The sequence below is a fragment of the Pseudomonas sp. B5(2017) genome (assembly GCF_002112825.1).
Classification (GTDB): domain Bacteria; phylum Pseudomonadota; class Gammaproteobacteria; order Pseudomonadales; family Pseudomonadaceae; genus Aquipseudomonas; species Aquipseudomonas putida_Z.
Window position 1 is genome coordinate 268,136 of the sequence record NZ_NEIR01000007.1, and the last position, 12,672, is coordinate 280,807.

General features: G+C 63.2%; 12 protein-coding genes. 5 read left to right on the forward strand and 7 right to left on the reverse strand.

The window, feature by feature from the left end; genetic code table 11:
- Positions 1 to 63: 63 nt before the first annotated feature.
- A complete protein-coding gene (locus tag CAG00_RS13310) occupies positions 64 to 261 on the reverse strand; it encodes a YbdD/YjiX family protein (protein ID WP_013974210.1) in 198 nt (65 codons plus the stop codon).
- Positions 262 to 274: 13 nt separating this feature from the next.
- Positions 275 to 2,341 carry a carbon starvation CstA family protein gene (locus tag CAG00_RS13315; RefSeq protein WP_085664455.1) on the reverse strand — a complete coding sequence of 689 codons (2,067 nt, stop codon included), beginning with the start codon at positions 2,339 to 2,341 and terminating at the stop codon, positions 275 to 277.
- A gap of 178 nt (positions 2,342 to 2,519) precedes the next feature.
- Between CAG00_RS13315 and CAG00_RS13320 the strand changes: the two genes are divergently transcribed.
- Positions 2,520 to 2,885 carry a PilZ domain-containing protein gene (locus CAG00_RS13320; protein WP_085664456.1) on the forward strand — a complete coding sequence of 122 codons (366 nt, stop codon included), beginning with the start codon at positions 2,520 to 2,522 and terminating at the stop codon, positions 2,883 to 2,885.
- Between the two features lie 263 nt (positions 2,886 to 3,148).
- Positions 3,149 to 4,666: a nucleobase:cation symporter-2 family protein gene (locus tag CAG00_RS13325; protein ID WP_085664457.1), complete on the forward strand. Its 1,518-nt coding sequence runs from the start codon at positions 3,149 to 3,151 to the stop codon at positions 4,664 to 4,666.
- A 177-nt stretch (positions 4,667 to 4,843) separates the two neighbouring features.
- Here the strand turns inward: CAG00_RS13325 and radA are convergent, their stop codons facing one another.
- Positions 4,844 to 6,214: a DNA repair protein RadA gene (radA, locus tag CAG00_RS13335; RefSeq protein ID WP_003251626.1), complete on the reverse strand. Its 1,371-nt coding sequence runs from the start codon at positions 6,212 to 6,214 to the stop codon at positions 4,844 to 4,846.
- Positions 6,215 to 6,391: 177 nt separating this feature from the next.
- Between radA and mscL the strand changes: the two genes are divergently transcribed.
- Positions 6,392 to 6,811, forward strand: coding sequence for a large-conductance mechanosensitive channel protein MscL (gene mscL / locus CAG00_RS13340; protein ID WP_063913403.1), 420 nt, complete (start codon positions 6,392 to 6,394; stop codon positions 6,809 to 6,811).
- Positions 6,812 to 6,946: 135 nt separating this feature from the next.
- Here the strand turns inward: mscL and CAG00_RS13345 are convergent, their stop codons facing one another.
- On the reverse strand, positions 6,947 to 7,723 hold the full coding sequence (locus tag CAG00_RS13345; protein ID WP_085664459.1) for a ferredoxin--NADP reductase: 777 nt from the start codon (positions 7,721 to 7,723) through the stop codon (positions 6,947 to 6,949).
- 212 nt (positions 7,724 to 7,935) lie between these two features.
- On the opposite strand from CAG00_RS13345, the gene CAG00_RS13350 reads away from it, so the two are divergent.
- Together CAG00_RS13350 and CAG00_RS13355 are read left to right on the forward strand one after the other, a co-directional pair.
- On the forward strand, positions 7,936 to 8,643 hold the full coding sequence (locus CAG00_RS13350) for an autoinducer binding domain-containing protein (RefSeq protein WP_085664461.1): 708 nt from the start codon (positions 7,936 to 7,938) through the stop codon (positions 8,641 to 8,643).
- A gap of 96 nt (positions 8,644 to 8,739) precedes the next feature.
- On the forward strand, positions 8,740 to 9,864 hold the full coding sequence (locus CAG00_RS13355; protein ID WP_085664462.1) for a methyltransferase: 1,125 nt from the start codon (positions 8,740 to 8,742) through the stop codon (positions 9,862 to 9,864).
- Positions 9,865 to 9,996: 132 nt separating this feature from the next.
- On the opposite strand, the gene CAG00_RS13360 is transcribed toward CAG00_RS13355, so the two are convergent.
- From CAG00_RS13360 to CAG00_RS13370, 3 genes are read right to left on the reverse strand one after another with little or no spacing between them, the layout of a single operon-like run.
- A complete protein-coding gene (locus tag CAG00_RS13360) occupies positions 9,997 to 10,152 on the reverse strand; it encodes a DUF2474 domain-containing protein (RefSeq protein WP_008094148.1) in 156 nt (51 codons plus the stop codon).
- Between the two features lie 9 nt (positions 10,153 to 10,161).
- Positions 10,162 to 11,169 (reverse strand): cytochrome d ubiquinol oxidase subunit II, encoded by a 1,008-nt coding sequence (gene cydB, locus CAG00_RS13365; protein ID WP_085664463.1) that lies wholly within the window; start codon positions 11,167 to 11,169, stop codon positions 10,162 to 10,164.
- 3 nt (positions 11,170 to 11,172) lie between these two features.
- Complete coding sequence (locus tag CAG00_RS13370) at positions 11,173 to 12,609, reverse strand: cytochrome ubiquinol oxidase subunit I (protein ID WP_075046379.1); 1,437 nt, start codon at positions 12,607 to 12,609, stop codon at positions 11,173 to 11,175.
- Between the last annotated feature and the right edge of the window lie 63 nt (positions 12,610 to 12,672).

A 12,672-nucleotide genomic window follows, 5' to 3' on the forward strand; every position in this document is an offset into this window, starting at 1 on the left:
GGCCGCGTTGCGGCCCGATCGCGACACAAGGCCGCTCCTACACAGTACCGCGCTAGCCTGGACTTAGCAGCACTTGGGCCCGGACTTGCCGCCATAACGCGCTTCCTGGCGTTCGCGGAAGAACTCCTCGTACGTCATGACCGGCTTGTCCGGGTGCTTGGTCTGCATGTGCTCGACGTAGTTGTCGTAGTCGGGCATGCCGACCATCAGGCGGGCTGCCTGCCCCAGGTACTTACCCAGTCGACCCAGGTCGTTGAACATCGCAGCAGTCCTCTCAAGCGTCAGGCAGGGCCTGGAACGGGGTTTCCTTGTCGGTGCGCTCCTTGCGGCCGAGGGCGGCGAAGCCGACCTTGACAGCGAAGAACAGCACGCTGAACACCACCACCAGGAACAGCACAGTCAGGCCGGCGTTGGTGTAGGCGTTGAAGATCACGTGCTGCATCTGCCCGATGTCCTTGGCCGGGGCCAGTACCTGGCCGGCGTCCAGCGCGGTGCTGTACTTCTTGGCCAGGGCCAGGAAGCCGACTGCCGGGTTCGGGTCGAACAGCTTGATCAGGCCTGCGGTGGTGGTGCAGATCAGCAGCCACACGGCCGGCAGCAGGGTGACCCAGACGTAGCGCTGGCGCTTCATCTTGATCAGCACCACGGTGCCGAGCATCAGGGCGATACCGGCCAGCATCTGGTTGGAGATACCGAACAGCGGCCACAGGGTGTTGATGCCACCCAGCGGGTCGATCACGCCCTGGTACAGCAGGTAGCCCCACAGGGCCACGCAGCCGGCAGTACCGATCAGGTTGGCAGTCCACGACTCGGTGCGTTTGAGCGCCGGCACGAAGCTGCCCAGCAGGTCCTGCAGCATGAAGCGCCCGGCACGGGTGCCGGCGTCTACCGCGGTGAGGATGAACAGCGCCTCGAACAGGATCGCGAAGTGGTACCAGAAGGCCATGGTGTTTTCACCCGGCAGCACCTGGTGCAGGATCTGCGCGATACCCACGGCCAGGGTCGGCGCACCACCGGCACGGGCCAGCACGGTGTGCTCGCCAATGTCGCGGGCGGTGGCCTCGAGCTGCTCAGGGGTGATCAGGAAGCCCCAGCTGCTCACCGTTTGCGCAACCGACGCCACGTCGGCACCGACCACTGCGGCCGGGCTGTTCATGGCGAAGTACACGCCTGGCTCGATCACAGAGGCGGCGACCATGGCCATGATGGCAACGAACGATTCCATCAGCATGCCGCCGTAGCCGATGTAGCGGGCGTTGGTTTCGTTGTCCAGCAGCTTCGGCGTGGTCCCCGAGGAGATCAGCGCATGGAAGCCGGACACCGCGCCACAGGCAATGGTGATGAACAGGAACGGGAACAGGGTGCCCTTCCACACCGGGCCGGTGCCGTCGGTGAACTGGGTCAGCGCCGGCATCTTCAGCTCGGGCGCGATGATCAGGATACCGATGGCCAGGCCGACGATGGTGCCGATCTTGAGGAAGGTCGACAGGTAGTCACGTGGCGCCAGTACCAGCCATACCGGCAGTACCGCAGCGACGAAGCCATAGCCCACCAGCATCCAGGTGATCTGCACGCCGGTGAAGGTGAACGCCGGGCCCCAGGTCGGGTCTGCGGCAATCTGGCCCCCCAGCCAGATCGAAGCCAGCAGCAGCACCACGCCGATGACCGAGATCTCACCGATATGGCCCGGGCGGATGTAGCGCATGTAGATGCCCATGAACATCGCGATCGGGATGGTCGCCATCACCGTGAACATGCCCCACGGGCTTTCGGCCAGGGCCTTGACCACGATCAGCGCCAGTACCGCGAGGATGATGATCATGATCAGGAAGCAGCCGAACAGGGCGATGGTGCCCGGGATGCGGCCCATCTCCTCGCGCACCATGTCGCCCAGCGAACGGCCGTTGCGGCGGGTGGACAGGAACAGGACCATGAAGTCCTGCACCGCACCAGCCAGCACCACGCCGGCGATCAGCCACAGCGTACCGGGCAGGTAGCCCATCTGCGCGGCGAGTACCGGCCCGACCAAGGGCCCTGCACCAGCGATGGCGGCGAAGTGGTGACCGAAGAGGATGTGTTTGTTGGTCGGGACGTAGTCCAGGCCGTCGTTGTTGAGCACCGCCGGGGTGGCACGGCGTGGGTCGAGCTGCATCACCTTGTTGGCGATGAACAGGCTGTAGTAGCGATAGGCGACCAGGTAGATGGCCACTGCCGCGACCACGATCCACAAGGCATTGATCGCCTCGCCGCGACGCAGGGCAACCACACCCAGCGCACAGGCTCCTATGACTGCCAGCGCCAGCCACGGAATGTGGCGTAGCAGGCTATTATTGTTGTTCATGGTTTGCTTCCAGCTGGTGGATTGGAAAAGACCGCCCATCGAGTCTAGGGCGAGTCATCGCGCATTGCCACACTTGCTTTGGTCTAGAGCCTCTGCGGCCAGATTGCGGTACCTGATGTACATACCACTCTAACTATAGTCAGGATGTCACCTGAGGACCTATGCGAGGATCTACCCCATGAGCGATCACGACGAACGCCGCCGTTTCCAGCGCATCCAGTTCGACGCCCCGACAAAGCTGTGCCAGGGCGAACGTTGCTGGGAGGTGAAACTGCTCGATCTGTCCCTCAAAGGCCTGCTGGTCGAATGCCCCGAACCTTGGGATGCCGATCTGACCCAGGATTTCGAAGCGTACATCCTGCTCAACGACGAAGTGACCGAGGTGCAGATGCAGGTTGAACTGCGCCATGAGGAACCAGACCGCCTGGGCTTCATCTGCCTGTACATCGACGTCGAGTCGATGAGCCATTTGCACCGTCTTGTGGAATTGAACGTGGCCGACAGCACCGAAATGATGCGTGAGCTGCGCGAACTCATCGAATAATGAAATCTCTTAGCTAGCTAATGGCTTCCCCACCTTGTGTTTCCTGTCTACCCAGACAGCTTTAAGCCTGGGTAGCAGCGTTTTGTACACACCCCTCTAGCACAGCCTCTGACGAGTTGGTACGCCTTCTGCATTGGGTTCTCGCACACCTTGCGGGCGCTCTTGTGCGCGCTCCGATCAAAATATTGTATACAATTCTTGTGGCAATCATTTGTAGGAAGTGTCTACAGTAGCACCACAACAATAAACAGAGAGCCTGCTCCATGACTACGTCCCCTAGCACGTCTCCCGCCAAGCGCCCCGAGGATGAAAACCTCGGCCTTGGTGCCAACCTGGCCTATGGTCTGCAGCATGTGCTGACCATGTACGGGGGGATCGTCGCGGTACCCCTGATCCTGGGGCAGGCCGCGGGCCTGAACGGTGCCGAAATCGGCATGCTGATCGCCGCTTCGTTGTTTGCCGGTGGCCTGGCCACCCTGCTGCAAACCCTCGGCCTGCCGTTCTTCGGCTGCCAGTTGCCGCTGGTGCAGGGCGTTTCGTTCGCCGGTGTGGCAACCATGGGTGCAATCCTCAGCAGCGAGGGCGGCGGAGGCCTGCCGGGCGTGCTCGGCGCGGTCATGGCAGCGTCGCTGATCGGCTTTCTGATCACCCCGGTGTTCTCGCGCATCACCAAGTTCTTCCCGCCGCTGGTAACCGGCATCGTCATCACCACCATCGGCCTGACCCTGATGCCCGTGGCCGCTCGCTGGGTGATGGGTGGCAACAGCGCCTCGCCGGAATTCGGCAGCGTGGCCAACATCGGCCTGGCAGCCCTGACCTTCGCCATCGTGCTGCTGCTGAGCAAGCTGGGCAGCGCGGCAATCTCGCGCCTGTCGATCCTGCTGGCCATGGTGTTCGGTACCCTGATCGCCTGGGCGCTGGGCATGGCCGACTTCAGCAAGGTCACCGAGGGCCCGATGTTCGCCTTCCCCACGCCGTTCCATTTCGGCATGCCGGAATTCCACATCGCCGCGATCCTGTCGATGTGCATCGTGATCATGGTGACCCTGGTGGAAACCTCGGCCGACATCCTCGCCGTGGGTGAGATCATCGACACCAAGGTCGACTCCAAGCGCCTGGGCAACGGCCTGCGCGCCGACATGGCCTCGAGCATCCTGGCGCCGATCTTCGGCTCGTTCACCCAGAGCGCGTTCGCCCAGAACGTCGGCCTGGTAGCCGTGACCGGGGTCAAGAGCCGCTACGTGGTGGCCACCGGTGGCGTGATCCTGGTGGTGCTCGGCCTGCTGCCGATCATGGGCCGGGTGATTGCCGCAGTCCCTACTCCGGTACTGGGTGGCGCGGGCATCGTGCTGTTCGGCACCGTGGCGGCCAGCGGTATCCGCACCCTGTCCAAGGTCAGCTACAAGAACAACGTCAACCTGATCATCGTCGCTGCCTCGCTGGGCTTCGGCATGATCCCGATTGCCGCACCGACCTTCTACCACCACTTCCCGAACTGGTTCGAGACCATCTTCCACTCGGGCATCAGCTCGGCGGCGATCATGGCCATCCTGCTGAACCTGATCTTCAACCACTTCACCGCCGGCAACTCGGACCAGCAGTCGGTGTTTGCCGCCGCGTACGAGCGCACCATCCAGTACTCGGACATTTCAGCGCTGCGTGATGGCGACTACTTCAAGGATGGCAAGCTGTTCGATGCCGAGGGTAATGAAGTGCCGATGCTGGAACTGGACGAGCATGGCAATGAAACGGTCAGGCGCAGCGCGGTTGCCGAGCATTGACCGCTGACTGAGCGGTGAGGTGGGGGGGCCGACGCGCATCGTCGGCCCCTTTTTCGTTTTGCCTGTGCCGGCCCTTTCGCGGGTAAACCCGCTCCCACAGGGTTTGCGCAATCCTGAAGCTGATGCGGTACCTGTGGGAGCGGGTTTACCCGCGAAGAGGCCGGTACAGGCCACGAATTATTCGAACAGCGCATCCAGGGCCTGCTCCAGCCGGGTAACGGCAATCACCTGCAACCCTGCCGGAGCCTCTTTCGGCGCATTGCCCTTGGGCACGATGGCCCGCTTGAAACCATGCTTGGCGGCTTCCTTCAAACGCTCCTGGCCACTGGGCACCGGCCGCACCTCGCCCGACAGGCCGATCTCGCCAAACACCAGCAGGCCATGGGCCAGGGGCCGGTTGCGCAGGCTGGACATCACCGCCGCCAGCAGCGCCAGGTCCGAGGCGGTTTCCAGCACCTTCACCCCGCCCACCACGTTGAGGAACACATCCTGGTCATGGGTGGGAATACCGCCGTGGCGGTGCAGCACTGCCAGCAACATGGCCAGGCGGTTCTGGTCCAGGCCCAGGGTCACCCGGCGCGGGTTGGCCAGGTGGCTGTCGTCGACCAGCGCCTGCACCTCCACCAGCATCGGCCGGGTGCCCTCCCAGGTCGCCATCACCACGCTGCCCGGTACTTCCTCCTGGGTGCGGTTGAGGAAGATCGCCGAGGGGTTGGACACCTCCTTCAGGCCACGGTCGGTCATGCCGAACACACCCAGCTCGTTGACCGCGCCAAAGCGGTTCTTCACCGCCCGCAGCAGGCGCAGGCGGCCATCGGACTCGCCCTCGAAATACAGCACGGTGTCGACCATGTGCTCGAGTACCCGCGGGCCGGCCAGCGAGCCTTCCTTGGTCACGTGGCCGACCAGGAAGATCGCCGTGCCGCTCTGCTTGGCGTAGCGCACCAGCAACGCCGTGCTTTCGCGCACCTGGGCCACGCCGCCGGGTGCCGATTGCAGCTGCTCGGTGAAAATGGTCTGGATCGAGTCGATCACCATGACCCGCGGCTTCTCGACGCGGGCCGTGGCGATGATGGTCTCGATGCAGGTTTCGGTCATCACCTTGAGCTGGTCCTGGGGCAGGCCCAGGCGCCGGGAGCGCATGGCCACCTGCTGCTGCGACTCCTCGCCGGTGACATACAGCGCCGGCATGCCCACGGCAATGTTGCACAAGGTCTGCAGCAGGATGGTCGACTTGCCGATGCCGGGGTCACCACCGATCAACACCACCGAGCCATCCACCAGGCCACCGCCCAGCACGCGGTCCAGTTCGGTGCTGCTGGTGGTGAAGCGCGGGATTTCCTCGACGCTGACTTCGGCCAGGGTCTTGATCTGCGCCTGCTGCCCGGTCCAGCCGGCACGGCCGCTACTGGGCGCAGCGGCACCGCCGCTTTCGATCATGGTCTCGACCAGCGTGTTCCAGGCCCCGCATTCGCCACACTGGCCGGCCCATTTGGGGAAGGTCGCACCGCACTCGGTACAGCCATACAAGCGCTTGGCCTTGGCCATGGCTGGGGTCTCCTGGAAAAAAACCGCCATGATAGCCGAGCCGGACGTGCCTCGAACGCCTCGGGATGCGACAAAACTATTCGTTCTAACAGCAGTCTGTGGCCCTGAGCACAACGCATGAAGCGTTTGAGTGGCTTACACTGCGTAAACCTTACCTTTTGTTACAAGGAACCAAACATGGGCATGATCAGTGAATTCAAGGCCTTCGCGGTCAAAGGCAATGTCGTCGACATGGCGGTTGGTATCATCATCGGCGCGGCCTTCGGCAAGATCGTCTCGTCTTTCGTCGGTGACGTGGTCATGCCGCCACTGGGCCTGTTGATCGGTGGCATGGACTTCAGCGACCTGGCAGTTACCCTGAAGGCTGCCGAAGGTGACGTTCCGGCGGTGGTGCTGGCGTATGGCAAGTTCATCCAGACCGTGATCGACTTCGTGATCGTGGCCTTTGCCATCTTCATGGGGGTGAAGGCGATCAACCAGCTCAAGCGTGAAGAGGCCGTGGCGCCGACTGCACCGCCTGTGCCGACTGCAGAAGAGACCTTGCTGACCGAGATCCGCGACTTGCTCAAGGCGCAGAATCAGAACCGCTTGCCTTGAGATTGCCGGGGGCTGCCTTGCAGCCCTGTCGCGACACAAGGCCGCTCCTACAAGGCTTTTGCATTTCCCAGGAAATCGCGGTTCCTGTAGGAGCGGCCTTGTGTCGCGATGGGCCGCAAAGCGGCCCCAACGGCCTTACCAGTAGTTCTCCACAGCCACCTGCCCCGGCCGCTTGCTCAGGCTCAATTGCAGGTCGCGCGCCTTCAGTACCTTGCGCGTTTCATCAATCATCTCCGGGTTGCCACACAGCATCACCCGCGAATGCTCCGGCGACAGTTCCAGCCCTGCCGCTTTCTCCAGCCCGCCATTCTCGATCAGCGTGGTAATCCGCTGGTTCAACGCCCCTGGGTGCTGTTCACGGGTCACCACCGGAATGAACTGCAACTTGCCAGCGAATTCGGCCAAGTAATCGCGTTGCTCCAGCCCGGCGATTTCATCCACATAAGCCAGCTCTTTCGCTTCGCGCACCGAGTACACCAGCTTGATGTTGTCGAAACGCTCCCAGGCCTCGAAGTCCTGCAGGATCGACATGAACGGCGCAATGCCAGTACCGGTCGCCAGCAACCACAGGTCGCGGCCACCGACGAAGCGGTCGAGGGTGAGGAAGCCGAAGGCCTGGCGGTCGATCAGCAGGGTATCGCCTGCCCCCAACCGGCTCAGCTCGCTGGTGAATTCCCCCCCTGGCACCACGATGGAGAAGAAGTCGAGGTGCTCGTCATGGGGCGCGCTGACCATGGAATAGGCGCGCCACACCACGCTGCCATCGGCCTTGGTCACGCCCAGGCGGGCAAACTGGCCGGAACGGAAGCGGAACCCCGCATCGCGCGTAACCCGCAGGCTGAAGAGGTTCGGCGTGAGTGGCTGAACATCGAGCAGGGTCTGGCGGGTGAACTTTTCAGCGCTAGCGGTCATATCGGGCTCCAGGTTTGGCGTGCGCACAGTGTCGCGCAAAGTGGCGCGGATAAAAACCACTGCTTTGTAGGGCCTCATCTGCGGCGATCCTGCCGAAGTCGCATCGGATCCTGACCGCTATAACAAAAAAATCTCAGCACATTGGTAGGTCTTTTCCTACAATCATGCGGGCACCCAAACGGACTGGACCTGAGGCTCAAGGAGTATTTCAGATGCGCCACTGGAAACCCGAGTATCTTCGTGCGTTCGACGCCGAACGCTGCCCACAGAAGTTGTTCGGCATGGCCGTGCATATGGCGCAGGATCTGGGCATGGAGTACCTGGGGCTGAACATTCGCATCCAGATCGCTACGCAAACACCCCACCTGTTCCTGTACAGCAATTACCCCCGTGAATGGATCGAGCGCTACCAGCGCGATGACCTGCACAAGCAGGACCCGGCTGCCGATTTGAGCCACAAATCCACCATGCCTGTGCTATGGACCGATGACCTGTATCGCGAGGCTCCGCAATTTCGTGAAGCTGCCTGCCAGAGCGGCTTGCGCCATGGCTGGACGCAGTCATTGCACGACCAGCAGCACAACGAAAGCCAGATAAGCGTGGCCAGGTCCACCAAGCCCATCAGTATTGTCGAACTCTACAGAAAGGCCGGCAATGTGCAGTGGCTGAGTCACAAACTGCATGAGGTAATCAGCGCACATCACCTCACTGCACTATGCCCGCCGCAGCCGAAAATGAGCGAGCGGGAGCTGGAAGTACTGAGATGGTCGGCCGCCGGCAAGACCGCCGCCGACGTTGCCTGCATCCTGTCACTGTCGACAAGCACGGTAAACTTCCATATACGCAGTGTCATCACCAAGACCAACGCCGCCAACAAGGCCGGCGCCATCGCCATCGCCGCCCTGCGTGGCTGGCTCTGAGCTTCAAACCTGCGACCTTGGGCAAAGCCCTGTAGAATCGCCCGGCAAAGCCCGGGGCGAACCGCAACGGGCAGTTTCGTACCCGAGCCAGACGCCATGCCCCTGTTGACCACCCCCTACGCCGAACTCGACCTGATCCGCCAGCCGGAACAGGCCAACGACCCGCTGCAGGCTTTCGATGCCGCCGACGAGTACCTGCTTGCGCAGCTGCACGAACAGGCTCCAGGGGCCGACTGCCGGGTGCTGGTGCTCAATGACAGCTTCGGCGCCCTGGCCGCCAGCCTGGCGGGCAAGCTGCAGGTGGTCAGCAGTGGCGATTCACACCTGGCGCACCTGGCCCTGGAAAAGAACCTGGCACGCAATGGCCTGCCATTCGACAGCGTGCCGTTCGTACCGGCCAGCGAACACTGGCAAGGCCCGTTCGACCGAGTACTGGTGCGCGTGCCCAAGACCCTGGCCCTGCTCGAAGAACAGCTGATCCGCCTGCAAGGCCACCTGGCGCCCGGTGCGCAGGTGATTGCCGGGGCGATGATCAAGCACCTGCCACGGGCGGCCGGTGACCTGATGGAGAAATACATCGGCCCGGTGCAGGCCTCGCTGGCGCAGAAAAAGGCCCGCTTGCTGACCGCGACGGTGGCCGAACGGCCGGTCGCCCGCTCGCCCTACCCTAGCCGCTACCGCCTCGACGTGCCGGCGCTGGAGTTGCTCAACCACGCCAACGTATTCTGCCGTGAGGGGTTGGATATCGGCACGCGGGCGTTCCTGCCGCACCTGCCCCGCGAACTGGGCCGCGCGCGGGTGGCGGACCTGGGCTGTGGCAACGGCGTGCTGGCGATCGCCAGCGCCCTGGCTAACCCGGATGCCCAATACACCCTGGTCGACGAGTCGTACATGGCGGTGCAATCGGCGCGGGAGAACTGGCAGGCCGCGCTGGGCGAGCGCCCGGCGGTGTTCGAGGCAGCCGATGGGTTGGCGGGGGTAGAGAAGCAGTCGCTGGACGTGGTGCTGTGCAATCCGCCGTTCCACCAGCAGCAGGTGGTGGGCGATTTCCTCGCCTGGCGCATGTTCCAGCAGGCGCGCGAGGCGTTGGTGGTGGGCGGGGCGCTGTATATCGTGGGTAACCGGCACCTGGGTTATCACAGCAAGCTGGCGCGGTTGTTCCGGGGGGTGGAGCAGGTGGCGGCAACGCCCAAGTTCGTCATCCTTAAAGCTCGTAAATAGGCTTTGGGGGCTGCTTTGCAGCCCATCGCGACACAAGGCCGCTCCTACCGGGAGACGCGACAATCTGAATGATCGCGATCCCTGTAGGAGCGGCCTTGTGTCGCGAAAGGGGCGCAAAGCGCCCCCATTGGTTCAATGGGTGGTCAGCCCCGCAGCCCCCATGAACAGGCGCATCACGTAGGCCGCCACGCCCAGGGCCGCCACGCTCATCGCCCAGATCAGCAGCAGCCAGCCCAGCCGCTGCCACAGGGGTTTCTTCTCGTCCAAGCCATGCTTGCCGGTCATCATGCAGCCCTCCTAGTGATAGCCGTCTTCATGGGTCACCTTGCCGCGGAACACGTAGTAGCTCCAGAAGGTATACATGAGGATGAACGGCAGGATGAACAGTGTGCCCACCAGCATGAAGCCCTGGCTCTGCGGTGGTGCCGCGGCATCCCAGATCGAGATCGACGGCGGGATGATGTTCGGCCACAGGCTGATGCCCAGGCCGCTGTAACCGAGGAAGATCAGCACCAACGTCAGCAGGAACGGCGTGTAGTGCGCATTGCGCGCCACCGCCTTGAGCAACCCGTAGAAGGTCACCAGCACCAGGATCGGCACCGGCATGAACCAGACCAGGTTAGGCATGCTGAACCAGCGGTCGGCGATCTGCGGGTAGGCGATCGGTGTCCACAGGCTGACGATGCCGATCACTACCAGCAGCACCAGCGCCAGCGGCCGGGCGATGTCGTGCATCTTCTGCTGCAGCGCCCCTTCGGTCTTCATGATCAGCCAGGTGCAGCCCAGCAGGGTGTAGGCAACGATCAGCCCCAGGCCGCAGAACAGGCTGAACGGGGTCAGCCAGTCAAGGGTGCCACCGGCGAAATGCCGGTCGACCACCTTGAAGCCTTCGAGGAAGGCACCCAGCGCCACCCCCTGGAAGAAGGTGGCGATCAACGAGCCCCAGATGAACGCCTTGTCCCAGATATGGCGCTTGTCGGCCTTGGCCTTGAAGCGGAACTCGAAGGCCACGCCGCGGAAGATCAGGCCGATCAGCATCAGGATCAATGGCAGGTACAGGGCCTCCAGCACTACCGAGTAAGCCATCGGGAACGCCCCGAACAGCCCGGCACCGCCCAGCACCAGCCAGGTCTCGTTACCGTCCCACACGGGGGCGACGGTGTTCATCATCACATCTCGGTCCTGCTCGCCCTTGACGAACGGGAAGAGCATGCCGATCCCCAGGTCGAAACCATCCATCACCACGTACATCATGACGCCGAAGATGATGATCACGGCCCAGATCAGCGGAAGGTCGATACCCATGGCTCAGTTCCCCTTGCTCAGGCTGGCGGAGTTGGCCTCTCGGCCATCATCGGCGGCGGACAGCGGCCGCGCCGGCGTGCGTTTGGTGCCAGGGCCACCTGGGTTGTGCTCGTCACCCTCACCGGTCTGCGGCCCTTTGCGCACCAGGCGCATCATGTAGCCAAGGCCGGTGCCGAACAGGGCGAAGTACACCACCACGAAGGCCACCAGGGTGAAGCCGAGCTGGGCGTAACTGTGGTTGGACACACCGTCTGCCGTGCGCATCAGGCCATACACCACCCAGGGCTGGCGGCCGATTTCGGTGGTGAACCAGCCGGCCAGCAGCGCGATCAGCCCGGAAGGGCCCATCCACAGGGCCAGGTACAGGAACGGCCGCGAGGTATAGAGCGTGCCGCGCTTGCGCAGCCAGAGGCTCCACAGGCCGACGAAGATCATCAGGAACCCCAGCCCGACCATGATCCGGAACGACCAGAAGACGATGGTCGAGTTGGGCCGGTCTTCGGGCGGGAACTCCTTCATCGCCGGCACCTGCTTGTCCAGGCTGTGGGTCAGGATCAGGCTGCCGAGCGCCGGGATCTCGAGCTTGAAGCGGGTGGTTTCGGCCTGCATGTCGGGAATGCCGAACAAGATCAGCGGGGTCGGCTCGCCGGGCACGTTCTCCCAGTGGCCTTCGATCGCGGCGATTTTCACCGGCTGGTGCTTGAGCGTGTTGAGGCCATGGAAGTCACCGATCACCGCCTGGATCGGGGCGACGATCAGCGCCATCCACATGGCCATCGACAGCATCTTGCGCACCGCCGGGTTGTCACGCCCGCGCAGCAGGTGCCAGGCCGCCGAGGCACCGACGAAGAACGCGGTGGCAACGAACGCGGCCGTGGCCATGTGCATCAGGCGGTAGGGGAACGAGGGGTTGAATACCACCGCCAGCCAGTCCACCGGCACCACCCGGCCATCGATGATCTCGTGGCCTTGCGGGGTCTGCATCCAACTGTTGGAGGCGAGGATCCAGAAGGTCGAGACCAGGGTGCCGAGCGCCACCATCACCGTGGAAAAGAAGTGCAGGCCACGGCCGACGCGGTTCCAGCCAAACAGCATGACCCCCAGGAAACCAGCCTCGAGGAAGAACGCGGTCAGCACCTCATAGGTGAGCAGCGGGCCGGTAATGGCGCCGGCGAAGTCGGAGAAGCGGCTCCAGTTGGTACCGAACTGGTAGGCCATGACCAGGCCGGAAACCACCCCCATGCCGAAGTTGACGGCGAAGATTTTCGACCAGAAGTGATAAAGGTCACGGTAGACCTGGTTGTTGGTCCGCAGCCAGAGGCCTTCGAGGACTGCCAGGTAGCTCGCCAGGCCAATGGTGATGGCCGGGAACAGGATATGGAACGACACGGTAAAGGCGAACTGCATTCGGGCGAGCTCTAAGGCCTCTATTCCGAACATGGTGCTTCCTCTTCAGATAATCCGGCGTCCGGGCCGCTGGCCCCGTCGCCCACTGCCCCCACG